Raw genomic sequence first — 25,548 nt, forward strand, 5'->3', positions numbered from 1 at the left:
ACAAGTGGTGAGGTTAGGCTAACCTACCTTCGAACTTGTCCGGCGGGCGCTACCGCCCCGTGCCGAAAGCAGCCACACACATGCCCAACGCCCGTGCCACCCACCTCACCCGACGCGGCATCCTCGCCGCCGGCGGCGCCCTCGGTCTCGGTGCCGTCCTCGCCGCCTGTGGCGACGACGACGGCAAAAGCGGTGGCTCGGAGTCGACGAAGGCCGCCGCCAAGTCCGGTCCCTGGACCTTCAAGGACGACCGCGGCACAACGGTGAAGCTGGACAAGATCCCGGCGAACATCGTCGCCTTCACCGGTGTCGCCGCCGCCCTCTACGACTACGGCATCGAGGTCAAGGGCGTCTTCGGCCCGACCACGACCAAGGACGGCAAGGCCGACGTCCAGGCCGGCGACATGGACGTCAGCAAGCTGACCGTCCTCGGCAACGAGTGGGGCCAGTTCAACATCGAGAAGTACGCGGCCCTCGCGCCCGACGTACTGATCTCCACCATGTTCGACTCCGCGGGCACCCTCTGGTACGTCCCCGAGGAGTCCAAGGCGAAGATCCTCAAGCTCGCCCCGAGCGTCGGCATCTCCGTCTACGACCGCCAGATGCCCGTGTCGTTGCAGCGCATGCTCGCGCTCGCCGTGTCGCTGGGCGCCGACGAGAAGTCCGCCAAGATCGCCGAGGCCAAGAAGAAGTTCGAGACGGCCGCCGAGCGGCTGCGCACCGCGGCCAAGGCCCGCCCCGAGATCAAGGTGCTCGCCGGTTCCGCGAGCCAGGACATCTTCTACGTCTCCGGCTCGAACCTCTCCATCGACCTGGAGTACTTCAAGGCGCTCGGCGTGAACATCGTCGAGCCCTCCGCCAAGGCCCTGAAGGCCAGCGGCGGCTGGTTCGAGAACCTGAGCTGGGAGAACGTCGACAAGTACCCGGCGGACATCATCATCATGGACGACCGCAGCGCGACCATCCAGCCGGCCGACATCACCGAGGCCACCTGGAAGAAGCTGCCCGCGGTCAAGGCCGGCCAGGTCATCGCCCGCTCCCCCGAGCCGATCGTGTCGTACGACAAGTGCACCCCGCTCCTCGACAACCTCGCCGAGGCGATCGAGAAGGCCAAGAAGGTCGCCTGACACCCACGCGGTGAACCCCTGCCGCGAACCCCTGAAGTGAACCCGCGAAGTGAACCCAGACGTGAACCCCTGACGATGACTCAGGAGCACCCATGACGACGGCCATAGCCGCCCCGTTCCGTTTCTTCTCCCTCCAGGTCGTACGGACGAGGCGGCTCGGCCCGTCGCTGGTCCGGATCACCTTCGCCGGCGACGACCTGGTGGCCTTCGCCTCCCACGGCCAAGACCAGAGCCTCTCCCTCTTCCTGCCGCACCCCGGCCAGACCGAGCCGGCCGTCCCCTACGAGCTGGGCGACGGCTGGTGGCAGGGCTGGCGCGAACTCCCCGACGACGAACGGGCGGTGATGCGCTCGTACACGCTGCGGGCGCTGCGCCGGGACGCCCGGGGCCGCACCAGCGAGATCGACATCGACTTCGTCCTGCACGGTGTGGAGCCGGACGCCGAGGTCCCCGCGGGTCCTGCGTCCCAGTGGGCCTCACGTGCGGTGGCCGGTGACCGAGTCGTACTGCTCGGCCCGGCGATCGAGGACAACCGGGCGATCCGCTTCCGCCCGCCCGCCGACACCGACCTGGTCGTCCTGTGGGCGGACGAGACCGCGCTGCCCGCCGCCTCCGCGATCCTCGAGTCCCTGCCCGCCGGCACCCGCGTCCGGGCGTGGCTGGAGGTCCAGCACGCCGAGGACGTCCAGGACCTGCTGGTCACCGCCGAGGCGGAGATCACCTGGTTCGTGCGCGACGACGGGGCCCCCATGGCCGTCGACGCCGTACGCGCCGCCCGACTTCCGCCCACCGAGAGCCCGTACGCCTGGATCGCGGGCGAGTCCGGGTGCGTGAAGGAGATGCGCCGTCATCTCGTGCGCGAGCGCGGCATCGACCGCAGGCGGGTCACCTTCGTCGGCTACTGGCGGCGCGGGCTGACCGAGGAGCAACTGCGCGAGCAGGAGTGACCGTTCACGAAAAGACACAGGTGGGGCGGGGTCGCAGATCGACTTAGGTTAGGCTAACCTAAGTCGAGCCGGACCCCGCCCCTCCTTTCGTCCCGGCCCAGCCCTCGCCCCACCCGTCCCGCTCGGACTTTCCCGCACGGAGGACCCCCACATGCGCTCGCACCTGCTCAATGACACGACCGCGGAGCGGTACCGCCGCTCCGTGACCGAAGGAATCGAGCGGGTGGCGGCCAAACTCGCCACCACCGACCGACCGTTCACGGGTGTCACGGTCGACGCCCTCGCTCCCCGTATCGAGCAGATCGACCTGGACCGCCCGCTGCACGACACCAGCGCCGTCCTCGACGAGCTCGAAGAGGTCTACCTCCGGGACGCGATCTACTTCCACCACCCGCGCTACCTCGCGCACCTCAACTGCCCGGTGGTCATACCCGCCGTGCTCGGCGAGGCCGTCCTGTCCGCCGTCAACTCCTCCCTGGACACCTGGGACCAGTCGGCCGGCGGCACCCTCATCGAGCGCCGGCTCATCGACTGGACCAACGAGCGCATCGGCCTCGGCCCGGCCGCCGACGGCGTGTTCACCAGCGGCGGCAGCCAGTCCAACCTCCAGGCCCTGCTGCTGGCCCGCGAGGAGGCGAAGCCAGGGAGCGAACCAGGCGACAACGCGGCCAAACTCCGTATCTTCGCCTCCGAGGTCAGCCACTTCAGCGTCAGGAAGTCGGCCAAACTCCTGGGCCTCGGCGCGGACTCCGTCGTCTCGATCCCCGTCGACCAGGACAAGCGCATGCAGACGCTCGCCCTCGCCCACGAGCTGGAGCGCTGCGAGCGCGACGGCCTGGTCCCGATGGCCGTCGTCGCCACCGCCGGCACCACCGACTTCGGCTCCATCGACCCGCTGCCCGAGATCGCGGAGCTGTGCGCCCGGTTCGGCGCCTGGATGCACGTGGACGCGGCCTACGGCTGCGGACTGCTCACCTCCCTCAAGAACCGGGACCGCCTCGACGGCATCGAGCGCGCCGACTCCGTCACCGTCGACTACCACAAGTCCTTCTTCCAGCCCGTGAGTTCCTCCGCCGTGCTGGTCCGCGACGCCGCCACCCTGCGCCACGCCACCTACCACGCGGAGTACCTGAACCCACGCCGCATGGTCCAGGAGCGCATCCCCAACCAGGTCGACAAGTCCCTGCAGACCACCCGCCGCTTCGACGCCCTCAAGCTGTGGATGACGCTGCGCGTGATGGGCGCCGACGGCATCGGCGAACTCTTCGACGAGGTCTGCGACCTGGCCCAGGAGGGCTGGAAGCTGCTCGTGGCCGACCCCCGCTTCGACGTGGTGGTCGAGCCGTCCCTGTCCACCCTCGTCTTCCGCTTCATCCCGGCCGCCGTCACCGACCCGGCCGAGATCGACCGCGCCAACCTCTACGCCCGCAAGGCCCTGTTCGCCTCCGGTGACGCCGTCGTCGCGGGCACCAAGGTCGGCGGCCGCCACTACCTGAAGTTCACCCTGCTCAACCCCGAGACCACGGCCGACGACATCGCCGCCGTGCTCGGTCTGATCGCCGGCCACGCCGAGCAGTACCTGGGAGAGTCCCTTGACCGCGCTTCCTGAATCCGTCGAAGCCACCGGAAAGACCTACGACTTCGTGGGCATCGGGCTCGGGCCCTTCAACCTCGGCCTCGCCTGTCTCACCGAGCCGATCGCCGAACTGGACGGCGTCTTCCTCGAGTCCAAGCCGGACTTCGAGTGGCACTCCGGGATGTTCCTGGAGGGCGCGCACCTCCAGACCCCGTTCATGTCGGACCTGGTGACCCTCGCCGATCCGACCTCCCCGTACTCCTTCCTCAACTACCTCAAGGAGTCCGGGCGGCTGTACTCCTTCTACATCCGCGAGAACTTCTACCCGCTGCGGGTCGAGTACGACGCCTACTGCCGCTGGGCCGCCTCGAAACTGGGCGCCGTCCGCTTCAGCACGACGGTCGAGGAAGTGACGTACGAGGGCGATCTGTACCACGTACGGACGGCAACCGGCGAGGTGTTCCGCGCCCGCCACCTGGTCCTCGGCACCGGAACACCCCCGTACATCCCCGAGGCCTGCGCGGACCTCGGCGGCGACTTCATCCACAACTCCCGCTATCTCCAGCACAAGCGGGAGCTCCAGGCGAAGAAGTCGATCACGCTCGTCGGCAGCGGCCAGTCCGCCGCCGAGATCTACTACGACCTGCTCAGCGAGATCGACGTCCACGGCTACCGGCTGAACTGGGTCACGCGCTCTCCGCGCTTCTTCCCGCTCGAGTACACCAAACTCACGCTGGAGATGACCTCCCCGGAGTACATCGACTACTTCCACGCGCTGCCCGAGCCGACCCGCTACCGCCTCCAGACCGAGCAGAAGGGCCTGTTCAAGGGCATCGACGGCGAGCTGATCGACGCGATCTTCGACCTGCTCTACCAGAAGAACCTCGGCGGCCCCGTCCCGACGCGCCTGCTCACCAACTCCTCCCTGAACACGGCCGCTCACGAGAACGGCACGTACACCCTGGGCCTGCGCCAGGAGGAGCAGGGCAAGAACTACGAGCTGAGCTCCGAGGGCCTGATCCTGGCCACCGGCTACAAGTACGCCGAGCCCGCCTTCCTGCAGCCGGTCCGCGACCGGCTGCGCTACGACTCCCGCGGCAACTTCGACGTGGCCCGCAACTACGCCATCGACACCACGGGCAGCGGCGTCTTCCTGCAGAACGCGGGCGTCCACACCCACAGCATCACCAGCCCCGACCTGGGCATGGGCCCGTACCGCAACGCGTCCATCATCCGTGAGCTGCTCGGCACCGAGTACTACCCGGTCGAGAAGACGATCGCGTTCCAGGAGTTCAGCGTATGAGCATCACGAACCGTACCGGCACGACCACCGCCGTGGGCACCTTCACCATCCGCCCGCTCGACCCCCTCCAGGACGCCGAGCTGCTGCACGGCTGGGTGACGCATCCCAGGGCCGCCTTCTGGATGATGCAGGAGGCGAAACTGCACGACGTGGAGCGCGAGTACATGGCCATCGCGGCCAGCGAGTACCACGACGCGTTCCTGGGGTCGCTGGACGGCGAACCCGTGTTCCTGATGGAGCGGTACGAACCGGCGCACGTGGAGCTGGTCGGTCTGTACGAGCCCGCACCCGGAGATGTCGGCATGCACTTCCTGGTCGCGCCGGCGGACACGCCGGTGCACGGGTTCACCCGGGCGGTGATCACCGCGGTGATGGAGCACCTGTTCGCCGACCCGACGACCGCGCGGGTCGTCGTCGAGCCCGACGTGCGCAACACGGCCGTGCACGCGCTGAACGAAGCCGTCGGGTTCGTGCCCGAGCGCGAGATACAGAAGCCGGAGAAAAGGGCGTTGCTGAGCTTCTGCACCCGGGAGCGGTTCGAGCGGGCGACGGGGGTGACCGTATGAGCCTCGCCGACGCCGTGGCCCACCTCTCCCCCGAGCGCTGGGAGCGCGCGGGCCGCCTCCTCGTCCGCAAGGCCCTCGCCGAGTTCGCGCACGAGCGCCTCATCACTCCGGAGTCCGACGGCGACGGCGGGTACGTCGTCCGCAGCGACGACGGCCTGACCCGCTACCGCTTCACCGCCACCCTCCGCTCCCTCGACCACTGGCAGGTCGACCCCGAGTCGATCACCCGCCACCGCGACGGGGCCGAACTCCCGCTCGCCGCACTCGACTTCTTCATCGAGCTGAAGACGTCGCTGGGCCTGAGCGACGAGGTGCTGCCGGTCTACCTGGAGGAGATCTCCTCCACCCTCTCGGGCACCTGTTTCAAACTCACCAAGCCGCAGATCCCGTCCGCCGAGCTCGCGAAGGCCTCCTTCCAGGAGATCGAGACCGGCATGACCGAGGGCCACCCCTGCTTCGTCGCCAACAACGGGCGGCTCGGCTTCGGCGTGCACGAGTACCTCTCGTACGCGCCCGAGACCGCGAGCCCGATCCGGCTGGTGTGGCTGGCCGCGCACCGCTCCCGGGCCGCCTTCACCGCGGGTGTGGGCATCGAGTACGAGTCCTTCGTCCGCGAGGAGCTGGGCGCCGGGACGGTCGCGCGGTTCGCCGCCACCCTCACCGAACAGGGCCTCGACCCCGAGGACTACCTGCTCATCCCCGTCCACCCCTGGCAGTGGTGGAACAAGCTCTCGGTGACCTTCGCGGCCGAGGTCGCTCGGCGCCACCTGGTCTGCCTCGGCGAGGGCGACGACGAGTACCTGGCCCAGCAGTCCATCCGGACGTTCTTCAACACCACCAGCCCCAAGAAGCACTATGTGAAGACGGCGCTGAGCGTCCTCAACATGGGCTTCATGCGCGGTCTGTCCGCCGCCTACATGGAGGCGACCCCGGCGATCAACGACTGGCTGGCCCAGCTCGTCGAGAACGACCCGGTGCTCAAGTCCACCGGCCTGTCGGTCATCCGCGAGCGCGCCGCCGTCGGCTACCGCAACCTGGAGTGCGAGGCCGCCACCGACCGCTACTCCCCGTACCGCAAAATGCTCGCGGCCCTGTGGCGCGAGAGCCCGGTCCCCTCGCTCCAGGAGGGCGAGAGCCTGGCCACCATGGCCTCCCTCGTCCATGTCGACCACACGGGCGCCTCCTTCGCGGGCGCGCTGATCGAGCGGTCCGGGCTGACCCCCGTGGAGTGGCTGCGCCGCTATCTGCGCGCCTACTTCACGCCCCTCCTGCACAGCTTCTACGCCTACGACCTGGTCTACATGCCGCACGGCGAGAACGTCATCCTCGTCCTCAAGGACGGCGCCGTGCAGCGCGCGATCTACAAGGACATCGCCGAGGAGATCGCCGTCATGGACCCGCAGGCGGTGCTGCCGCCCGTGGTCGAGCGGATCCGCGTCGAGGTCCCCGAGGACAAAAAACTCCTGTCGATCTTCACGGACGTCTTCGACTGCTTCTTCCGCTTCCTGGCGGCCGACCTGGCGGGCGAGGGCATCCTCGACGAGGACGACTTCTGGCGGACGGTCGCCGGGTCCGTACGCGAGTACCAGGAGTCGGCGCCCGAACTCGCCGACAAGTTCCGGCAGTACGACATGTTCGCGCCCGAGTTCGCGCTGTCCTGCCTCAACCGGCTCCAGCTGCGCAACAACAAGCAGATGGTGGACCTGGCCGATCCGTCCGGCGCACTCCAGCTGGTCGGCAGCCTGAAGAACCCGATCGCGGGTCTCTGAAAGCGGTGGGGCTCAGGAGTACGGTCCTCCTGAGCCCCGTCTTTCCCGTCAACGCCGTTTACGCCGTGGGCCAGGGCACCTGGGGTGAGCGGTAGTAGCCGATGCCCAGCGCCTCCCAACGCGGCCCCTGCGCCGCGAGCCGCACCTTGTAGGTGTCCCAGTCGTGCGTCGAGGCGGGCGACCAGCCGAGCTCGGCCGCGCCGGGCAGCCGCGGGAAGGTCATGTAGTCGATGTCGGCCCCCGTGACGATGGTCTCCGTCCACAGCGGCGCCTCGACGCCCCGGATCGCCGAAGCCGGCGCTCCCGGAAGGTAGGCGCCCGGATCCCAGTCGTACGACCGCTTCACCTCCACCAGGCCCGCCCAGTCCTGCCCGAGCGGGGTGTCGGCGGTGTACTTCATGTCGAGGTAGACCCGGTCGGCGGGCGACAGCACGAGCCCCGTCCCGTTCCGCGCGGCCTCGGCGACCTGCGCCTTCTCCGTGGCACTGGTGTCGTCGAGCCCCCAGTACTGCGCGATCGCGCCCTTCACCGGGTGCGCCCCGGTCAGCTGGTGCCAGCCGACCACCGTCTTCCCGTACTTGGCGACGACCGGCTGCACCTTGTCCATGAAGGTGACGTAGTCGGCGTGGCTGGTGGAGTGGGCCTCGTCCCCGCCGATGTGGAGGTACTTGCCCGGCGTGAGCGCCGCCAGCTCCCGTACGACGTCGTCCACGAAGTCGTACGTCACCGGCTTCGCCACGCACAGCGAGCTGAACCCGACGTCGGTGCCGGTGTAGAGCGGGGGCGCTGTCCCGTTGCAGTTCAGCTGGGCGTACGAGGCGAGCGCGGCGTTGGTGTGGCCCGGCATGTCGATCTCCGGGACGACCTCCAGATAGCGGGAGGCCGCGTACCGCACGATCTCCTTGTAGTCGGCCTTGGTGTAGTAACCCCCGCGACCGCCACCGACCTGCGTGGACCCTCCGTACGTGGCGAGCCGCGGCCAGGAGTCGATCGCGATGCGCCAGCCCTGGTCGTCGCTCAGGTGCAGATGCAGCTTGTTGACCTTGTAGAGGGCCAACTCGTCGATGTACCGCTTGACTTGCGCGACACCGAAGAAGTGCCGGGAGACGTCGAGCATCGCGCCGCGGTAGCCGTAGCGCGGGCTGTCCTTGATGCTGCCGCCCGCGACGAGCCAGGGGCCGGCCTGCACTGAGTTCTTCTCGACGGCGGCGGGCAGCAGTTGGCGCAGCGTCTGGACGCCGTGGAAGAGCCCGGCGGGCGCGGCGGCCGTGATGGTGACGCCACTTCGCCCGCTGTCCAGGCGATAGCCCTCGGCGCCCGTGGACCCCGCCGCGATCCGCAGCCGGATACCGCCCGTGCCGTGCGTGGTGACGGGCAGTCGGTACCCGGTGGAGGGACGCAGGACGTCGGCCAGATACGCGCCGACCCGGCGGGCCTGAGGCGAGTCCTCGACCCGGATACGGGTGCCGTCGGTGATGCGATACGGGGATCCGCCCGCGTGGACCGAGGCGGGGGCCGGCACCACCTGCCCGAGCGGGGTCGCGGTGCGGCCCGACTCGGAGTGTGCGGCACCGGCGACTGAGATACCGGCGGCCGCCACGAGCAGCAGCGTACCGAGAAGACGGGGCGTTCTGTGCTGTCTCACATGCGCTCCCTTCGAAGGACCCTGCAAATCAATTGCGAATGGGTATAGACCACTCTTCCGCAGACCCGGTGAAACAATCCCCCTCATGGCGGAAATCATCCAGAAGGACGGGACGTGGACCTTCGACGGCGACGCGCTGCGGCTGACTCCGGGGCGCGACAAGAACGTGAGCCTGCTCCGCAGAACCTTGGGTGAACTGACGGTCCCGCTGGGAGCGTTGGCGGGGATTTCCTTCGAACAGGGCAAGAAGAGCGGCCGGTTGCGGCTCCGGCTGCGCGACGGCGCCGACCCGCTGCTCCAGGCGACCGGCGGCAAGCTCGCCGAACCGAACGACCCCTACCAGCTCACCGTGGAGTCCGACCGCTACGGCGTCGCCGAGTACGTCGTGGACGAGGTCCGGGACGCGCTGCTCCTGGATCGGGTGCCGGCCGACCCGGTCGACAGCTATCTGCTCCCGGGCCCCTCCGTGCCGCTGTCCGTCTCCGCCGGCGACGGCACCGCGAGCTTCGACGGCGAGCACGTGCGCCTGGAGTGGAACTGGAAGACCGAGGACTCCAAGTCCGCCGCCGGAGCCCGCTCGCTCGCCCTCACCGACCTCACCACCGTCGAGTGGCACCCCGCGGTCGGCCTGGAGAACGGCTACCTGCGCTTCACCGTCCGTGGCGGGGAGACCAAGGCCCCACCGAAGTACGACCCCAACTCCGTCGAACTGTGGGGTTTCAAGAAGGACCCGCTGATGGCCCTGGTCGCGGCGGCGGTACAGGCCCGGCTCCCGCATCCCACGGCCTCCCCGGAAGCCGCGCGGGCGACGGAGCAGCCGGCCGCGCTCGCCCCGGAGGACGACCACGACGCCCTGCTCCGCCGCCTGCGCGAACTGGGCGACCTCCACAGGTCCGGCATTCTGACGGACGAGGAGTTCGCCCTGGCCAAACAAGCGGTCCTCAAGCGCATGTAGAAACGCTGCTTGAGGACCGCCCAGGTCGTCACGCCTCGCCTTCCAGGCATACGACCACGTGCCTTTAGGGGCGCGGGGAACTGCGCGACCAGCCCCCACTCACCCGCACCTAACGAACTCGACGGGCCACCGTGAAGTGGTCAACTTCGGCACCAGTCTCGGCAATCCCCCGCACCGTCAGCGTGGCCAGCCGACCCTTGTGCGCAGGCGTGACATCCACCCGAAGGAAGGAGTAGTTGAGGTAGCGCACCCGGGACCAGGCGACCGTCTCGTTCTGCTTGCCTTCCTTGAGGTTGATGAAGGAGGCGACGGAGTCGACCTCGTTCTCGTGACCCTCGTACGACTCCGGGGCGGTGAACGCGTACAGGCTGCGCCCCGCCGCGCCCGCCGTCACGTACACGACACCGTCGGTCTCCGGGTACGCCGTGCCGCCGATCGGCAGCTTCTTGGTGACCGCGTTGCCCTTGATGACGTCCGTGCGCTCGTACTGGTGGTTGTGGCCGTTGATGACCAGGTCCACCGTGTACTTCTCGAACAGCGGCACCCACTCCTGTCGCACGCCCCCCTCCGAGGCGTGCGCCGTGGAGGTGCAGTACGCGCAGTGGTGGAAGAAAATCACGACGAAGTCGACGTCCTTGGACGCCCGGAACTTCTTGAGCTGGCCCTCGAGCCACTTCGTCTGCGTTCCTCCGGATATGCCCAGGTTCGCCGGGATCTCGAAGGAGATGTCGTTGGCGTCCAGCGAGATGATCGCCGTGTTGCCGTAGACGAAGGAGTAGACGCCGGGCAGGTTCTTCTTGTCGGGCCCGTTGTCCGGAAGCGTCCAGCGGGCCTCTTCGCCGCCGTAGCCGTTGGGCGAGTACCAGGCCTCCATGTCGTGGTTGCCGTACGCGGGCATCCACGGGACCTGCTTGGCGACCGTCTCGGTCTGGGCGAGGAACTGGTCCCAGATGCGCGAGTCGAAGCCGGTGTCCTCCTTCTTGCCCGCACCGGCCGGGTCCGCGTACGCGATGTCGCCGGCGTGCAGGTGGAAGGACGGGTTCTGGCCGAGCAGCAGGGCGTCGTTGGCGAGGCCGTGGTAGCCGACACCCTCGTCACCGAAGGCCGTGAAGGTGAACGGCTCGGCGTGCGAGGGCGCGGTGGTGAAGGTGCCGAGCGTGCCCAGCAGGTGGGGCGCGCAGGGGTCGAAGCCCGCGTGGCCGACGCCGTAGTAGTACGTCTTGCCGGGGCGCAGGTGGGTGAGCTTGGCGTGCAGGTAGTACTGCGTGTGGTCGCCGCTCGCGCCGACACCGGCCGGGGTGTAGAGGGCGCGGACCTCGGCCTCGATCTTGCGGGAGAGGTCCCAGGGGTGGGCGCCGATGCGGATGAACGGCTTCTGCACCGCGGCCGGAACCTGCCAGGAGACCGTGATCTCCGTACGCGGGTCATTGCCGAAGGCGAGGTGACGGCCGAAGGGGGCGACGAGGGCGCCGTCGACCTTCTCGGTCGAGGAGGTGGTGGCCTGCGTCGGGGCAGCGGCCTGTGCGACGGCGCCGGGCACGAAGGCGCCGCCCGCGACGGCGCCGAGGGTCACGGCCCCGCCTCTGATCATGTTGCGCCGGGAGAACTTGGCGCGGAGATATTCGTGCTGCTCTGCCATGGTCATGCGCTCGGCGAGCTTCTCCGGTACGCCCATGCGTGGAGTGTCCATGGCCACAGAAGTTGCTCCCGGCAATCGACGCGGCACAAGACGCAGGATGGACAGCTTGCTAACAGCCCCCCATAAGACCTTCAACAGCCACTTGCCCGATATCGGGCAGGATTCTTGCGAATCGGCTCCTGGTACCTCAGGATCAACGGGTGCACGACGAACTTGTTGATCACCTGACGCGCTCCACCCCCCTGAACCGGGGCGAGGCACTGCGGGTGGTCCAGGACGTGCTCGCCTACTTCGACGAGACGACCGAGGACTACGTCCGTCGCCGCCACCGCGAGCTCCAGGCCCAGGGCCTGGTCAACGCGACGATCTTCGAACGGATCGAGGCGGACCTGAAGTACCGCGCGGTCGCGCCGCCGGAGCTCACGCTCAGGCAGCTGCGCCGCATTGTCTACGGCTGAGGAATACATATATATGTGCGGAATCGTCGGATACATCGGCAGGCGTGACGTGGCGCCGCTGCTGCTCGAAGGCCTCCAGCGCCTGGAGTACCGCGGCTACGACTCGGCGGGCATCGTCGTCACGACGCCGAAGTCGGCCGGTCTGAAGATGGTCAAGGCCAAGGGCCGGGTCCGTGATCTTGAGGCCAAGGTCCCCGCACGCTTCAAGGGCACCACCGGCATCGCCCACACCCGCTGGGCCACTCACGGCGCCCCCTCCGACGTGAACGCGCACCCCCACATGTCCGGCGACAGCAAGGTCGCGGTCGTCCACAACGGCATCATCGACAACGCCTCCGACCTGCGCAAGAAGCTCGAGGCGGACGGTGTCGAGTTCCTCTCGGAGACCGACACCGAGGTCCTCACCCACCTGATCGCCCGCTCCCAGGCCGAGAAGCTCGAGGACAAGGTCCGCGACGCGCTCCGGGTGATCGAGGGCACGTACGGCATCGCGGTCCTGCACGCCGACTTCCCCGACCGCATCGTGGTGGCCCGCAACGGCTCCCCGGTCGTCCTCGGCATCGGCGAGAAGGAGATGTTCGTCGCCTCGGACATCGCCGCCCTGGTCACCCACACCCGCCAGATAGTGACCCTGGACGACGGCGAGATGGCCACGCTCAAGGCCGACGACTTCCGCACGTACACCACCGAGGGCACCCGTACGACGGCCGAGCCGACCACCGTGGAGTGGGAGGCGGCGTCGTACGACATGGGCGGCCACGACACGTACATGCACAAGGAGATCCACGAGCAGGCCGAGGCCGTGGACCGGGTGCTGCGCGGCCGTATCGACGACCGGTTCTCCACCGTGCACCTCGGTGGCCTGAACCTGGACGCCCGTGAGGCGCGCCAGATCCGCCGTGTGAAGATCCTCGGCTGCGGCACCTCGTACCACGCGGGCATGATCGGCGCCCAGATGATCGAGGAGCTCGCCCGCATCCCCGCGGACGCCGAGCCGGCCTCCGAGTTCCGCTACCGCAACGCGGTCGTCGACCCCGACACCCTGTACGTGGCCGTGTCCCAGTCCGGTGAGACGTACGACGTACTGGCCGCCGTGCAGGAGTTGAAGCGCAAGGGCGCGCGGGTGCTCGGCGTGGTCAACGTCGTCGGCTCGGCGATCGCCCGCGAGGCGGACGGCGGCATGTACGTCCACGCGGGCCCCGAGGTCTGCGTCGTCTCGACGAAGTGCTTCACCAACACGACCGTCGCCTTCGCGCTGCTCGCCCTGCACCTCGGCCGCACCCGCGACCTGTCGGTCCGCGACGGCAAGCGGATCATCGAGGGCCTGCGCAGGCTGCCCGCGCAGATCTCCGAGATCCTGGAGCAGGAGGACGAGATCAAGAAGCTGGCCGAGGAGTACGCCGAGGCCCGCTCGATGCTCTTCATCGGCCGCGTCCGGGGCTACCCGGTGGCCCGTGAGGCCTCCCTGAAGCTCAAGGAGGTCTCGTACATCCACGCCGAGGCCTACCCGGCTTCCGAGCTCAAGCACGGCCCGCTGGCGCTCATCGAGCCCGCGCTGCCCACGGTCGCGATCGTCCCCGACGACGACCTCCTGGAGAAGAACCGCGCCGCCCTGGAGGAGATCAAGGCCCGCAGCGGCCGGATCCTCGCGGTGGCGCACCAGGAGCAGGAGAAGGCCGACCAGACGATCGTCGTCCCGAAGAACGAGGACGAGCTGGACCCGATCCTCATGGGCATCCCGCTCCAACTCCTCGCCTACCACACGGCGTTGGCCCTGGGCCGCGACATCGACAAGCCGCGCAACCTCGCCAAGTCGGTGACGGTGGAGTAAAAATCCACCAGCCCCCCGAAGCGACAATTGAGGAACCCCCGCGGCGCGCAACCACCTCCGCGAGAGCGGCGCCGGTTTAGGCGCAAAGGACGAGAACGGGTCCCTGTGCACGCCACCACCGCACAGGGACCCGTTCCTTCAGGGGGCCGGGGCCGCCCATGCCCCGGCCCGCGCCGACGTCAGCCGGTGGCCGTCACCCCCCGGCCGGCGGCGCGTCCGGGCAGTGCGGTGGGCCAGTGAGCCATGGCCGCCGTGGCCCCGTACCAGGCGAGCGCGCCGCCCGCGACGGCGAACCAGCCGCCGACCTTCCCCAGACCTCCGCTGTCGCCGAACTGCCCGACGGCCAGCAGGAGAAGAGCGACGAAGAGCAGCGCGTACGTTCCTCGGGTGAGAAGGGGGGCGCCGCTCGCGCCGGCGGTCAGACTGAGCGCGACGAGCGCGAACAGGAGCAGGAAGAGACCGGTCGCGTTGGCGGACATCTGCGTGCCGGCCGTGACGCCCCAGGTGAACCAGAACGCGCCGAGCGCCGTGAAGGCCGTACCGGTGAAGGCGTCGTGGTCGCGGAAGGCGAACAGCCCGGCTACGAAGAGCGCGATGCCACCGACATAGGTGGCGAGGGAGACGGAGTCGGCCGCTGTCACGCCGTCGATCACTTGGGTGTTGCCGAGGCCGAAGAGCAACAGGGTGAGGCCGAGCGCGAGGTGGCCGAGGGTCGAGGTGATGCTTCCCGCGGAGACGTCTTTGTCCACGGCGGGCTCCCTTCATGCATGTGCAGTTGTGCTGCGTGGTACCGGCCGTGCGGTTGGTCCGGTGACCGGTATGTACCCTTCACAAGGGCACAAACCACCTCTACGCGCGAGTAGATTCATGCCGTTCCAGACACCCGCCAAAGGGAGTTGACGGTAGGTCAGGGAGCGTGTCGGACGATGTGTCAGGGGATGACGATCACCGGGCGCTGCGCACGCTTCGCGAGCCGTCCGGCCACCGAGCCGAAGATGCGCCCGACGATGCCGTGCGTGGAGCCGACGACGATCGCGTCCGCCTCGTACTCCCGTCCGACCTCTTCGAGTTCGTGACAGATGTCACCGCCGCGCTCGACGAGGATCCAGGGCACCTCGGCCAGATATTCGGCGCACGCGAGTTCGAGGCCGAGCACCTCGGTGCGGTGGTCGGGCACGTCGACGAAGACCGGTGGTTCACAGCCCGCCCACACCGTGGTGGGCAGCCGGTTCGCGACATGCACGATGATCAGGCCCGAGCCGGAGCGGTGGGCCATGCCGATCGCGTAGGCGAGGGCGCGCTCGCTGGACGTCGAGCCGTCGAAACCGACGACGACGCCGTGCTTGAAGGCAGGATCGCAGGACTGGCGGGGTTCTTCCGCCGCCAGGGGCTCGGCCGCCGTGGGATCGGCGAGCGGGCGCTTGCGGTCCGCGGGATCAAAGAATTCGTGACCGGCCATGGGTATCTCGGCGTTTAGATCCTCGTGGTGGGGACGACAACGTGCGGCAGAGCTGTGTCCGGGAATCATCTTCCCAACCCCATACCCCCAAGGGTACGGCGGCACGCCTCCTCTGCCCAGATCTCGCGCGCGCTGCGCGGCGTTCCCCGGAGCATGCATGAGAGGCGCCCTTAACGCAATGGTTGCTGCCCCGTACAGGCGGTTTGCACAGGGTTCACCCAGGCTCGAGGCCGTTCGTAGGTGACCGGCGGGTCGAACACGCGTTGAATCGATGAGCCACCGCCATGGAGAGCACTGGAGTACCAGGGAACCAGGGAGCAGACCGTGCCAGGACCAGAGACCGCGCCCCGCCCCTCCTCCCCTGCACCCGCCACGTCGCCCGGGCCGGACACGGCGAGCGAGGTGGTGCGGTGGGCGGCCTTCAGCTGCGTCCTGGTCCCCGTCGTCCTCGTCGGGTTCGGCACCTCCCTCGCCGGCGCGGCCGGTACGGCGCTGGGCCTGGCGGCCGTGACCGGTGCCTGCCTGGTCCTCCTGCGCCAGTCCGAGCGCGTCGCGGCCCGCCTCCGGGCGGAGGAGCCGGCCCCGCCCCGGGCCCGGCACAGCAGGACCGGCCTCCACGGCGGCGCCCCGCACCACCACCACGCTCGCCCCGGGCGTGGCCGCCGGAGTCGCACCGAAGCGCCCCGCGGGGAGGGAGACCCCGGCACCCGGGATCGCGGCGACGGGGGCGACGGGGGCCACCGAGGAGCGGGCGGTGCACAGAGGGGAAGCGGCCCGCGGGACGGCGGTGGCGGGGCCCACGGCGAGACCACCCACGCCGAGGGGACCATCCCCGGCACACGGAGCCCCGGCGCCGGGGCCCGGAGCGACCAGAGCCGCGCCGTGCGGGACCGAAACGCGGGGGGCCGGAACGGACAGGACCCGGACACACGGAACCAGGACACACGGAATCCGGACGGACGAGACCGGGACACGCGGAATCCGGACACACGGAATCCGGACGGCCGGGACCGGGACACACGGGATCCGGACGGACGCGATCCCGGCGCTCAGGCCCACGACACGGCGAACCCGACCGCACCGGACCGGGCCCCGGGAAACCCGGCCGACCGGGACGGGCACCCGGAGAACCTGATCACCTGGGACCGTGCCCCGCAGAGCCTGATCACGTGGGACCCGAGCGACTGGAACCGGGACGCACAGGATCCGGACACCCGCGTCCGGGACGCCGGGGGCCGGGACACGCGCCACCAGGAGACACCGCGGGACGCCCCTCGCGGCGACGTCCCGCCCGAGCGCCCCGCACGGCACCGTGGCACGCAGGATTTGGCCGACTCGCACATCATGAACGGCTTGCAGGGCAGTAGTGGCCCGGGGGCGCACAGGGGCGGGCGTCACGGCGGAGGAAAGAAGCCGGTTGACTGACCGGTTTGCGCGCACGCCCCCGCTTCTTTTCAGCCAACTTCGGTCACCCGCGCATCCCTTGCTCGAACGACCCCCCAACCCGCGTTCCACCTGCACCGAAAGCCCCCTGGAGGGCGCACGCACCCTATGGGGATTGGCCACTGACACGAGGCGCACTTCCCTGCAAGGCCCACGAGTGCAACGCTTCGTGATCGAATGCTTCACGCCAAGTTGCCATGTCGACATTCTGCCGACTGCCGAACTGGTCACCTTGGCGCCACGGGACACAGTAGATTCGATCTTGACTGTCTTACGGCGGGGGACTCGTGCAGGACCGAGGGGAAACGTGCAGGAGCGACACAACCGAGGAGCCGCGACCACCGAGGGGGGCTTAGCAGTATGAGCCACGACTCCACTGCCGCGCCGGAAGCCGCGGCCCGGAAACTTTCCGGGCGACGCCGCAAGGAGATCGTCGCGGTGCTGCTGTTCAGCGGCGGCCCCATCTTCGAGAGTTCCATACCGCTGTCGGTGTTCGGGATTGACCGCCAGGACGCCGGCGTGCCGCGCTACCGACTTCTGGTGTGCGGCGGCGAAGAAGGCCCGCTGCGGACCACAGGAGGCCTGGAACTCACCGCGCCGCATGGCCTGGAGGCGATCTCGCGGGCGGGCACCGTCGTGGTGCCGGCCTGGCGTTCGATCACCTCTCCGCCACCGGAGGAGGCGCTCGACGCGCTGCGCCGGGCGCACGAGGAGGGAGCCCGCATAGTCGGACTGTGCACCGGCGCCTTCGTGCTGGCCGCAGCCGGACTGCTGGACGGCCGACCGGCGACGACCCACTGGATGTACGCACCGACGCTGGCCAAGCGCTACCCGTCGGTCCACGTCGACCCGCGAGAACTCTTCGTGGACGACGGGGACGTACTGACCTCCGCGGGTACGGCGGCCGGAATCGATCTCTGTCTCCACATCGTGCGGACGGACCACGGCAACGAGGCGGCCGGCGCGCTGGCCCGCCGTCTTGTCGTGCCCCCGCGCCGGAGCGGCGGTCAGGAGCGCTATCTCGATCGATCTTTACCAGAGGAGATCGGCGCCGACCCCCTCGCGGAGGTCGTCGCCTGGGCGCTGGAGCACCTCCACGAGCAGTTCGACGTCGAGACGCTGGCGGCACGCGCGTACATGAGCCGCCGCACCTTCGACCGCCGGTTCCGCTCGCTCACGGGGAGCGCTCCCCTGCAGTGGCTGATCACTCAGCGCGTACTGCAGGCGCAGCGGCTGCTGGAGACCTCCGACTACTCGGTCGACGAGGTCGCCGGACGCTGCGGCTTCCGTTCGCCGGTCGCGCTGCGGGGTCATTTCCGGCGCCAGCTCGGCTCGTCCCCGGCCGCGTACCGGGCGGCGTACCGCGCGCGCAGGCCGCAGTCGGAACGGCCGTCGGACGTGGACGGCTCCGCGGGCCAGGCCGGGCCGTCGCCCGTCCTGAACCAGGAGAGCCCGGTGCCGCCGCAGACCCGCCGCACGGCGGCCGCCAGCTCTCTGGGCCCGTCGACGTCCCTGTCGACGGAGCCGGGCAAGACGGGCACCGAGCTGTACGCGGCCGGGCGCCTGCCGGGGCAGCGCAGCGCGCCCTGAGGCGATGACGCGAGACGGGGGCGGCCCGGGACCCGACGAGGGTTCTGGGCCGCCCCCGTCCCAGGCCACCACGCAGGTCACCGCCGTCCCGGATCTGCCCGTGCGCCGGAGCGCGCCGTAGGGTTAGGGCCATGAACGATCGCATGGTGTGGATCGACTGCGAGATGACCGGGCTCTCGCTGTCGGAGGACGCACTCATCGAGGTGGCCGCGCTGGTCACCGACTCGGAACTGAACGTGCTCGGCGAAGGGGTGGACATCGTGATCCGCCCGCCGGAGCGGGCGCTGGAGACGATGCCGGACGTGGTGCGCCAGATGCACACGGCCTCCGGCCTCCTCGACGAACTGGCCGAGGGCACGACCCTGGCCGACGCCGAGGCACAGGTCCTCGCCTACGTACGTGAGCACGTCAAGGACCCTGGCAAGGCCCCGCTGTGCGGAAACTCGGTCGGCACGGACCGGGGTTTCCTGTCGCGCGACATGCCGGCCCTCGAGGACTACCTCCACTACCGCATCGTGGACGTCTCCTCGGTGAAGGAGCTGGCCCGCCGCTGGTACCCCCGGGCCTACTTCAACAGCCCGGAGAAGAACGGCAACCACCGCGCCCTCGCCGACATCCGCGAATCCATCGCGGAGCTCCGCTACTACCGCGAGGCGATCTTCGTCCCGCAGCCCGGCCCCGACTCGGACACCGCCCGCGCCATCGCGGCGAAGCACGTGGTGTCCGCCGAATGACGCATGTCCGGGGCCCCGAGGGACCCCGGAGAAAGCCTGGCGCGAGCACCCCTTCGGACCCTGTACACTTTTTCTCGGCCGGTCAGGGAAACCAAGACCGGTCGTGGTGGGTGTAGCTCAGCTGGTAGAGCACCTGGTTGTGGTCCAGGATGTCGCGGGTTCAAGTCCCGTCACTCACCCTGATCGACTGAGGCTCGGTCCGCGCAAGCGGACCGGGCCTCAGTCGTACGGCGAGCCGTGCGGCCGTACGGCCGAGTCCGTGCGCGTCGGGCGCGCCCTCTAGGCTCACCCAATGCCCCCACCCCACCTCCCCGCCCACACCCTGCGCACCGCCCGTCTCGATCTCCTTCCCCTCCGTGTCGAACATGCCGGGGAAATGGCCGAGGTGCTGTCCGACCCGGCGCTGCACACGTTCATCGGCGGCGCACCCGCCACTCCCGAGGCCTTGCGTTCACGCTATGAACGCCTCGTCGCGGGCTCCCCCGACCCGGCCGTCGTCTGGTGCAACTGGGTGCTGCGGCTGCGCGAGGAGGGGTGTCTCGTCGGTACGGTCCAGGCGACGGTCACCGGGGAGGTCGCGGAGATCGCCTGGGTGGTGGGCACGCCCTGGCAGGGGCGGGGGTTCGCCGGGGAGGCGGCCCGGGGGCTGGTCGGCCGGTTGGGCGAGGAGCCCGGCGTCCGTACGGTCGTCGCGCACGTGCACCCCGACCACCGGGCCTCCGCGGCCGTCGCCGCGGCCGCCGGGCTGGGCCCGACCGACCGGTACCAGGACGGCGAAGTCCGGTGGGAGCTGCCGCTGCGGCGGTGACCTCAGCCACCGTGCGGGCGATTGGCGGCCCGCCACGCGTCGGCGAACCGGTGGACGTCCTCGAAGCGTTCCTCGGGGTCGGACCGGGTCGCCCGGACGATCACCGCCTGCTGGGCCGGGGTGCCCCGCCAGGCGCGTTCCTCGTCGCCCGCGTCCAGCAGGAGCCGGGCGGTGCGGCCCAGGGTGAAGACCGTCGTACGGGTGTCGATCACGGCCCCGCACTCGAACTCCTCGGGGGCCATGAACCGGCGCGAACCCGGCAGGCGTTCCTCATCGACCACGAACGGGCCCGGCCGGTACTCGTCGAGGTCGACCAGGTGGACGACGTCGCCCCCGAAGTCGTACAGCAGCGCGCCGTCGTAGAAGTCGACCGCGACATGCCCGGCGACCTCCACCGCGAGATGGGCGTCGAGGACGCGTTCGAAGGCGGCGAGGACGCGGGAGATCGGCAGGGCGCGGAAGCGGGCCATGGGGCTGCCGGGGCCCGTACGGTCGCGCGGTCCGCCCACCATGGCCGGGTACAGCACCTCGCCCTCCCGCCAGGGCATCACCACCGCCGCGCCGTCGCTCCCCACGGCGATGCGGTGGACCTGCGGGACGATCGCCCGGTGCCGTACGGCCCGGTGGAAGGCCCAGGCCCGTTCGAGCGAGTGCCGGCCGCGGTCGGTCACCGCCTCCTTGACGAACCAGCGTGCCCCGTCGAGCAGCCGGACGCCGTACGACACGCACCCCGAGTCCTGTTCCCGGAACGCTTGGAACACCTGCCCCACCCTGCCCAGGTAGGGCTCCATGGCGGGCACTTCATCGACTCCGAGCAAGGGGTGGAGGACCATACCGATCAGATTGCCCTATCGAAGCCTTTCCGCGCGTCAGGACGAGGCCCGTACCACCAGTTCGGACGGCAGCACGACCTGCCGCTTCTCCAGACCGCGCGAGACCGCGGGGCGCCGGTCGGCGATCTCCCCGAGCAACAGGTCGATCATGGCGCGGCCCATCTCCTCGATCGGCTGGCGCACGCTCGTCAGGGGCGGGTCCATGTGGCGGGCGATGGCGGAGTCGTCGTAGCCGACGAGGGCGACGTCGTCAGGTATGCGGCGGCCCAGCTCGCGCAGGACCTGGCGGGCGCCCGCCGCCATCACGTCCGAGCCCGCGAACACCGCGTCCAGGTCCGGGCAGCGGGCCAGCAGCTCGGTCATCGCGCGCCGGCCGCCCTCCTCGGTGAAGTCGCCCGGGACGATCAGCCGGTCGTCCGCCTCGCGTCCGGCCGCGCGCAACCCCTCGCGGTAGCCGTCGACACGGCGCTGGGCGCCGAAGACGTCGAGGCGCCCCGCCAGGTGGACGATCCTCCGACGTCCCCGGGCGATCAGGTGCTCGACGGCCATGCGGCCGCCGCCGTAGTTGTCGGAGTCCACGGACGGCAGTGTCTCGTCCACCGAGCGGCGACCGCTGATCACGGCCGGGATCTCCAGCTGGGAGAGGAGGTCGGGCAGCGGGTCGTCGGCGTGGACGGAGACGAGGAGTACGCCGTCGACGCGGTGCGCGGCCAGGTACTGGGCGAGGCGCTGCCGCTCCCGGTCGCTGCCCGCGAAGATCAGCAGCAGCTGCATCTCGGTGTCGGAGAGCTCCGCGCCGACGCCCCGCAGCATGTCCGAGAAGTACGGTTCCGCGAAGAAGCGGGTCTCCGGCTCGGGGACGACGAGGGCGATCGCGTCCGTGCGGTTGGCGGCGAGGGCGCGTGCCGCCGTGTTCGGGACATAGCCGAGTTCGGCGACCGCCGCCTCGACGGCCGCGCGGGTCGCGTCGCTGACCCTCGGGGAGCCGTTGATGACCCGGGACACCGTGCCTCGGCCCACGCCCGCGCGTGCCGCGACCTCTTCCAAGGTCGGCCGGCCGCCTCCCCGGCCCCGCGCTCCGTGGCTTGCCATGGTCCGCCTCCCGTCGACGTCGCGCGCTCCGCGACTGGCCTGGAATCTAACAGTCCCGTTCATCACCCGGACCTCGGCAACCCGTACGTGGACGAGGTTCCGCCCATCCCGGCCAGGGACCGTCGACCGACCGTCCCGCCGGGGCCAATACCCCACTGACACGAGCCACTTCAACCGTCCGCGATGCCTCTCCCGCCCGTCCCCCCGGAGTTAGCTAACAGGCCGATAACTGAACGCATCTCTCCGCGTCGGCTCCCTTGACACCCCCGCGCGAACCGACGACTCTTCAACACATCACCTGTGGGAGCGCTCCCACGGTACCTGACACATACACATCCCGCACGTTCCCCGCCCGAGCCGCAGCGAGAAAAAACGGGCCCAACAGTGCAGTTGGCCGGGGGGTCGGCACGTCAGGCAACAGGAGGACGCAATGCGCACGATCACCCGTCGGTCCCGCAGTCTGGGGGCCCTCGCGGCCGTCGCCGCGCTGACCACAGGGCTGCTGGCCGGCTGTGCCGACGACAGTGGTGGAAGCAGCGATGGGAGCAGCAGCGACACGGGCGGAGGCAAGGGCAAGACCACGATCACCTTGGGTCTCTTCGGCACTCAGGGGTTCAAGGAGGCCGGTCTCTACGCCGAGTACGAGAAGCTCAACCCGAACATCAAGATCGCCGAGAACGTCGTCGAGCGCAACGAGAACTACTATCCGGCGCTCGTCAACCACCTCACCACCAACAGCGGCCTGCAGGACGTCCAGGCCGTCGAAGTCGGCAACATCGCCGAGGTCGTGCAGACCCAGGCGAGCAAGCTCGTCGACCTGTCCAAGGTCTCGGGCGTGAGCAAGACCAACTGGCTGGACTGGAAGTGGCAGCAGGCCACGACCCAGGACGGCCAGACGATCGGACTCGGCACCGACATCGGCCCGATGGCGATCTGCTACCGCAAGGACCTCTTCCAGCAGGCCGGCCTGCCCACCGACCGCGACAAGGTCGGGCAGCTGTGGGCGGGCGACTGGAACAAGCTGGTCGCCGCGGGCGAGACGTACAAGAAGAAGGCGCCCAGCGGCACCACCTTCATGGACTCCCCCGGTGGTCTGCTCAACGCGATCATCAGCAGCAACCAGGAGAAGTTCTACGACTCCTCCGGCAAGGTCATCTACAAGACGAACCCGGCCATCAAGTCCGCCTTCGACCTGACCGCGAAGGCCGCCTCGGAGGGACTGGTCGGCGCCCAGACGCAGTTCCAGCCTGCCTGGGACACGACGATCGCCAACAGCAAGTTCGCCGCGGTGGCCTGCCCGCCGTGGATGCTCGGCTACCTCAAGGGCAAGTCGAAGCCGGAGGCCGCCGGCAAGTGGGACGTGGCCGCCGCGCCCAAGTCCGGCAACTGGGGCGGCACCTTCCTGGCCGTGCCCAAGAACGGCAAGCACGTCACGGAGGCGGAGAAGCTGGTCACCTGGCTGACCGCGCCCGCCCAGCAGGCCAAGCTGTTCAGCGTGCAGGGCAGCTTCCCCAGCGCACCCGGTGCCTACAACCTGCCCCTGGTGACCGGCGCGAAGAACACGATGACCGGTGACACCCCGATCGGCACCGTCTTCGCCGAGGCCGCCAAGGCCATCCCGACCCAGGTGATCGGCCCGAAGGACCAGATCATCCAGCAGGGTCTGACCGACAACGGCGTCATCCTCGTCACGAAGGGCAAGTCGGCCGCGGAGGCCTGGAAGACGGCCACCAAGACCATCGACAACAACCTGGAGAAGTGACCGGTATGGCCACCCGGCACGACACCGCCGCGCCCCCCACCGAGGAGGGGGGCGCGGCCCCGGGCCGTCCGCCCGCCGCCGTACCCGACGAGAAGGAACAGCGGCGCCGCAACCGGCTGTCCCGCCGCTGGCAGCGGGACATACGGTGGAGCCCGTACGCGTTCGTCTCCCCGTTCTTCCTGCTGTTCCTCGCGTTCGGCCTGTTCCCGCTGATCTACACGGGCTGGGCCTCGCTGCACACGGTGGAGCTGACGGCACCCACCGACATGCAGTGGGCGGGGCTGCGCAACTACACCCGTATCTTCGACGACGACTTCTTCTGGAACGCGGCGAAGAACACCCTGACCATCGGGATCATCTCGACCGTCCCGCAGCTGTTGATGGCGATGGGCCTCGCCCACATCCTCAACTACAAGCTGCGCGGCTCGATCTTCTACCGGGTCATGATGCTCGCGCCGTACGCGACGTCGATCGCCTCCGCCTCGCTCGTGTTCGTGCTGTTGTTCGGCCGTGACTACGGCATGATCAACTGGGCGCTGCACGCCATCGGCTTCGACAAGATCGACTGGCAGAACGACAAGTGGCCCTCGCAGATCGCCGTCTCGACGATCGTCATCTGGCGCTGGACCGGCTACAACGCGCTGATCTACCTGGCGGCGATGCAGGCGATCCCGCAGGACCTGTACGAGTCGGCGGCCCTCGACGGGGCCAACCGCTGGCAGCAGTTCTTCCACGTGACCCTGCCGTCGCTGCGACCGACGATCCTGTTCACGGTCGTCGTCTCGACCATCGGCGCGAGCCAGGTCTTCGGCGAGCCGCTGCTGTTCGACGCCAACAAGGGCGCCTCCGGCGGCGCCGAGCACCAGTTCCAGACACTCGGCCTGTACCTCTACGAGCAGGGCTGGGTGAACCAGCACCTGGGCCGCGCCTCCGCGATCGCCTGGACGATGTTCCTGATCCTCATCGCGATCGGGATCGTCAATTACGTCATCTCGCGCCGGCTGCGCGCCAGTAGTTAAGGAGAACCGGCCGTGACGACGACCCTGACGAAACCCCCGGCGGACGCGGTACCCGAACCGCCGAAGCGTCTGCGGCGCCCCAAGTCGGCGCGCGCGGGCGGGCAGATGCACGCGGGACCCCTCGCGTACGTCATCCTCGCGCTGTTCACGATCGGCTCGCTGGGCCCGCTGGTGTGGACCGCGATCGCCGCCTCCCGCGACACCAACCGGCTGGCGCAGTCCCCGCCGCCCTTCTGGTTCGGCTCGAACCTCTTCCACAATCTCGACGTCGCCTGGACGGAGGCCAACCTGGGCGAGGCCTTCGTCAACACCACGTTCGTGGCGGGTGTTTCGGCGGTGACGGTGGTCTTCCTGTCGACGCTCGCCGGGTTCGCCTTCGCCAAGCTGCGCTTCAAGGGCCGGGGCGCCCTCATGCTGATCGTCGTCGGCACGATGATGGTGCCGCCGCAGCTCAGCGTGATCCCGCTCTACATGATGGTCGCCAAGCTCGACTGGACGGACCAGCTCCAGGCGGTGATCTTCCCGTCGCTGGTGAGCGCGTTCGGGGTGTTCTTCATGCGGCAGTACCTGATCCAGGCGCTGCCGGACGAGCTGATCGAGGCGGCCCGTGTCGACGGCGCGAGCAGCTGGCGGGTGATCTGGCACGTGGTGTTCCCGGCCGCCCGGCCCGCCATGGCGGTGCTCGGCATGCTGGTGTTCGTGCAGACGTGGAACGACTTCCTGTGGCCGTTCCTGGTGCTCACCCAGACCGGTAACCCGACCGTGCAGGTCGCGGTCGCGGGCCTCGGCCGCGGTTTCACTCCCGACCAGTCCCTGATCATGGCGGGCGCGCTGCTCGGCACGCTGCCGCTGCTCTTCGTCTTCGCCCTGTTCGGCAAGCAGATCGTCGGCGGCATCATGCAGGGCGCCGTCAAGGGCTGACCTCGTTCGCCGGTGGGAGAAGGGGAGCCGGGCCATCGCCGCCCCGGCCCCTCCTCCCCCTCTTCCCTCCC

Annotated in this window: 21 protein-coding genes, 1 tRNA gene and 1 pseudogene; 17 read left to right on the plus strand and 6 right to left on the minus strand. The window is 69.4% G+C overall.

Annotated elements, in window-relative coordinates; all coding sequences use genetic code 11:
- The first annotated feature begins 80 nt into the window (after positions 1-80).
- From KVT44_RS08965 to KVT44_RS08990, 6 genes are all read left to right on the plus strand, one after another.
- A complete protein-coding gene (locus KVT44_RS08965) occupies positions 81-1,127 on the plus strand; it encodes an ABC transporter substrate-binding protein (RefSeq protein ID WP_217566632.1) in 1,047 nt (348 codons plus the stop codon).
- A 92-nt stretch (positions 1,128-1,219) separates the two neighbouring features.
- Positions 1,220-2,074 carry a siderophore-interacting protein gene (locus KVT44_RS08970; protein WP_217566633.1) on the plus strand — a complete coding sequence of 285 codons (855 nt, stop codon included), beginning with the start codon at positions 1,220-1,222 and terminating at the stop codon, positions 2,072-2,074.
- Positions 2,075-2,225: 151 nt separating this feature from the next.
- The gene (gene desA / locus KVT44_RS08975) at positions 2,226-3,683 is read left to right on the plus strand and encodes a lysine decarboxylase DesA (RefSeq protein ID WP_099922516.1); all 1,458 of its coding nucleotides are present in this window, start codon (positions 2,226-2,228) and stop codon (positions 3,681-3,683) included.
- A complete protein-coding gene (locus tag KVT44_RS08980) occupies positions 3,667-4,953 on the plus strand; it encodes a lysine N(6)-hydroxylase/L-ornithine N(5)-oxygenase family protein (RefSeq protein WP_217566634.1) in 1,287 nt (428 codons plus the stop codon). The genes desA and KVT44_RS08980 overlap by 17 nt, the downstream gene beginning before the upstream one ends.
- Positions 4,950-5,519 carry a GNAT family N-acetyltransferase gene (locus KVT44_RS08985; RefSeq protein ID WP_217566635.1) on the plus strand — a complete coding sequence of 190 codons (570 nt, stop codon included), beginning with the start codon at positions 4,950-4,952 and terminating at the stop codon, positions 5,517-5,519. Before KVT44_RS08980 ends, KVT44_RS08985 begins: the two co-directional genes overlap by 4 nt.
- Positions 5,516-7,288: an IucA/IucC family siderophore biosynthesis protein gene (locus KVT44_RS08990; RefSeq protein ID WP_217566636.1), complete on the plus strand. Its 1,773-nt coding sequence runs from the start codon at positions 5,516-5,518 to the stop codon at positions 7,286-7,288. Before KVT44_RS08985 ends, KVT44_RS08990 begins: the two co-directional genes overlap by 4 nt.
- A gap of 58 nt (positions 7,289-7,346) precedes the next feature.
- On the opposite strand, the gene KVT44_RS08995 is transcribed toward KVT44_RS08990, so the two are convergent.
- Entirely contained in the window at positions 7,347-8,933 is a 1,587-nt protein-coding gene (locus KVT44_RS08995; RefSeq protein ID WP_308313935.1) for a beta-N-acetylhexosaminidase, read from the minus strand.
- Positions 8,934-9,018: 85 nt separating this feature from the next.
- Between KVT44_RS08995 and KVT44_RS09000 the strand changes: the two genes are divergently transcribed.
- Positions 9,019-9,888: a DUF4429 domain-containing protein gene (locus KVT44_RS09000; RefSeq protein ID WP_217566638.1), complete on the plus strand. Its 870-nt coding sequence runs from the start codon at positions 9,019-9,021 to the stop codon at positions 9,886-9,888.
- A 109-nt stretch (positions 9,889-9,997) separates the two neighbouring features.
- On the opposite strand, the gene KVT44_RS09005 is transcribed toward KVT44_RS09000, so the two are convergent.
- Positions 9,998-11,563 (minus strand): metallophosphoesterase family protein, encoded by a 1,566-nt coding sequence (locus KVT44_RS09005; RefSeq protein WP_217566774.1) that lies wholly within the window; start codon positions 11,561-11,563, stop codon positions 9,998-10,000.
- 164 nt (positions 11,564-11,727) lie between these two features.
- On the opposite strand from KVT44_RS09005, the gene KVT44_RS09010 reads away from it, so the two are divergent.
- Entirely contained in the window at positions 11,728-11,985 is a 258-nt protein-coding gene (locus tag KVT44_RS09010) for a hypothetical protein (protein WP_075029205.1), read from the plus strand.
- A gap of 13 nt (positions 11,986-11,998) precedes the next feature.
- The gene (gene glmS / locus KVT44_RS09015; protein ID WP_099922510.1) at positions 11,999-13,816 is read left to right on the plus strand and encodes a glutamine--fructose-6-phosphate transaminase (isomerizing); all 1,818 of its coding nucleotides are present in this window, start codon (positions 11,999-12,001) and stop codon (positions 13,814-13,816) included.
- A 179-nt stretch (positions 13,817-13,995) separates the two neighbouring features.
- On the opposite strand, the gene KVT44_RS09020 is transcribed toward glmS, so the two are convergent.
- Together KVT44_RS09020 and KVT44_RS09025 are read right to left on the minus strand one after the other, a co-directional pair.
- Positions 13,996-14,565 (minus strand): GPR1/FUN34/YaaH family transporter, encoded by a 570-nt coding sequence (locus KVT44_RS09020; protein WP_054232866.1) that lies wholly within the window; start codon positions 14,563-14,565, stop codon positions 13,996-13,998.
- Between the two features lie 182 nt (positions 14,566-14,747).
- Positions 14,748-15,275, minus strand: coding sequence for a universal stress protein (locus tag KVT44_RS09025; RefSeq protein ID WP_054232865.1), 528 nt, complete (start codon positions 15,273-15,275; stop codon positions 14,748-14,750).
- Between the two features lie 402 nt (positions 15,276-15,677).
- On the opposite strand from KVT44_RS09025, the pseudogene KVT44_RS09030 reads away from it, so the two are divergent.
- From KVT44_RS09030 to KVT44_RS09050, 5 genes and pseudogenes are all read left to right on the plus strand, one after another.
- A pseudogene (locus tag KVT44_RS09030) lies at positions 15,678-15,887 on the plus strand (hypothetical protein); the annotation flags it as partial.
- Positions 15,888-17,078: 1,191 nt separating this feature from the next.
- Positions 17,079-18,308 (plus strand): helix-turn-helix domain-containing protein, encoded by a 1,230-nt coding sequence (locus tag KVT44_RS09035; protein WP_099922507.1) that lies wholly within the window; start codon positions 17,079-17,081, stop codon positions 18,306-18,308.
- Between the two features lie 131 nt (positions 18,309-18,439).
- Entirely contained in the window at positions 18,440-19,042 is a 603-nt protein-coding gene (gene orn / locus KVT44_RS09040; RefSeq protein ID WP_099922506.1) for an oligoribonuclease, read from the plus strand.
- A 106-nt stretch (positions 19,043-19,148) separates the two neighbouring features.
- A tRNA-His gene (locus KVT44_RS09045) sits at positions 19,149-19,221 on the plus strand.
- Between the two features lie 113 nt (positions 19,222-19,334).
- The gene (locus KVT44_RS09050; RefSeq protein WP_121416045.1) at positions 19,335-19,850 is read left to right on the plus strand and encodes a GNAT family N-acetyltransferase; all 516 of its coding nucleotides are present in this window, start codon (positions 19,335-19,337) and stop codon (positions 19,848-19,850) included.
- Between the two features lie 2 nt (positions 19,851-19,852).
- On the opposite strand, the gene KVT44_RS09055 is transcribed toward KVT44_RS09050, so the two are convergent.
- A complete protein-coding gene (locus tag KVT44_RS09055) occupies positions 19,853-20,683 on the minus strand; it encodes a serine/threonine protein kinase (protein WP_190173173.1) in 831 nt (276 codons plus the stop codon).
- A 36-nt stretch (positions 20,684-20,719) separates the two neighbouring features.
- Positions 20,720-21,775, minus strand: a complete 1,056-nt coding sequence (locus KVT44_RS09060; protein ID WP_099922503.1) for a LacI family DNA-binding transcriptional regulator — start codon at positions 21,773-21,775, stop codon at positions 20,720-20,722.
- A gap of 430 nt (positions 21,776-22,205) precedes the next feature.
- On the opposite strand from KVT44_RS09060, the gene KVT44_RS09065 reads away from it, so the two are divergent.
- Genes KVT44_RS09065 through KVT44_RS09075 form a run of 3 tightly spaced genes read left to right on the plus strand, consistent with a single transcriptional unit; the run spans position 22,206 to position 25,477 of the window.
- Positions 22,206-23,537 (plus strand): ABC transporter substrate-binding protein, encoded by a 1,332-nt coding sequence (locus tag KVT44_RS09065; protein ID WP_217566639.1) that lies wholly within the window; start codon positions 22,206-22,208, stop codon positions 23,535-23,537.
- 5 nt (positions 23,538-23,542) lie between these two features.
- A complete protein-coding gene (locus KVT44_RS09070) occupies positions 23,543-24,556 on the plus strand; it encodes a carbohydrate ABC transporter permease (RefSeq protein WP_217566775.1) in 1,014 nt (337 codons plus the stop codon).
- A gap of 12 nt (positions 24,557-24,568) precedes the next feature.
- A complete protein-coding gene (locus tag KVT44_RS09075; protein ID WP_067380947.1) occupies positions 24,569-25,477 on the plus strand; it encodes a carbohydrate ABC transporter permease in 909 nt (302 codons plus the stop codon).
- Positions 25,478-25,548: the final 71 nt, after the last annotated feature.

This window comes from Streptomyces sp. GbtcB7 (genome assembly GCF_019091445.1).
In the GTDB taxonomy this organism is placed as follows: Bacteria; Actinomycetota; Actinomycetes; order Streptomycetales; family Streptomycetaceae; genus Streptomyces; species Streptomyces mirabilis.

Bases quoted from the DNA above. Each gene is read 5' to 3' on its own strand.
- KVT44_RS08965 (WP_217566632.1), top strand. From the start codon at position 81: ATGCCCAACGCCCGTGCCACCCACCTCACCCGACGCGGCATCCTCGCC.
- KVT44_RS08970 (WP_217566633.1), top strand. From the start codon at position 1,220: ATGACGACGGCCATAGCCGCCCCGTTCCGTTTCTTCTCCCTCCAGGTC.
- desA (WP_099922516.1), top strand. From the start codon at position 2,226: ATGCGCTCGCACCTGCTCAATGACACGACCGCGGAGCGGTACCGCCGC.
- KVT44_RS08985 (WP_217566635.1), top strand. From the start codon at position 4,950: ATGAGCATCACGAACCGTACCGGCACGACCACCGCCGTGGGCACCTTC.
- KVT44_RS08990 (WP_217566636.1), top strand. From the start codon at position 5,516: ATGAGCCTCGCCGACGCCGTGGCCCACCTCTCCCCCGAGCGCTGGGAG.
- KVT44_RS09000 (WP_217566638.1), top strand. From the start codon at position 9,019: ATGGCGGAAATCATCCAGAAGGACGGGACGTGGACCTTCGACGGCGAC.
- KVT44_RS09005 (WP_217566774.1), bottom strand. From the start codon at position 11,563: ATGGGCGTACCGGAGAAGCTCGCCGAGCGCATGACCATGGCAGAGCAG.
- glmS (WP_099922510.1), top strand. From the start codon at position 11,999: ATGTGCGGAATCGTCGGATACATCGGCAGGCGTGACGTGGCGCCGCTG.
- KVT44_RS09025 (WP_054232865.1), bottom strand. From the start codon at position 15,275: ATGGCCGGTCACGAATTCTTTGATCCCGCGGACCGCAAGCGCCCGCTC.
- KVT44_RS09035 (WP_099922507.1), top strand. From the start codon at position 17,079: ATGAGCCACGACTCCACTGCCGCGCCGGAAGCCGCGGCCCGGAAACTT.
- orn (WP_099922506.1), top strand. From the start codon at position 18,440: ATGAACGATCGCATGGTGTGGATCGACTGCGAGATGACCGGGCTCTCG.
- KVT44_RS09050 (WP_121416045.1), top strand. From the start codon at position 19,335: ATGCCCCCACCCCACCTCCCCGCCCACACCCTGCGCACCGCCCGTCTC.
- KVT44_RS09055 (WP_190173173.1), bottom strand. From the start codon at position 20,683: ATGGTCCTCCACCCCTTGCTCGGAGTCGATGAAGTGCCCGCCATGGAG.
- KVT44_RS09060 (WP_099922503.1), bottom strand. From the start codon at position 21,775: ATGGCAAGCCACGGAGCGCGGGGCCGGGGAGGCGGCCGGCCGACCTTG.
- KVT44_RS09065 (WP_217566639.1), top strand. From the start codon at position 22,206: ATGCGCACGATCACCCGTCGGTCCCGCAGTCTGGGGGCCCTCGCGGCC.
- KVT44_RS09070 (WP_217566775.1), top strand. From the start codon at position 23,543: ATGGCCACCCGGCACGACACCGCCGCGCCCCCCACCGAGGAGGGGGGC.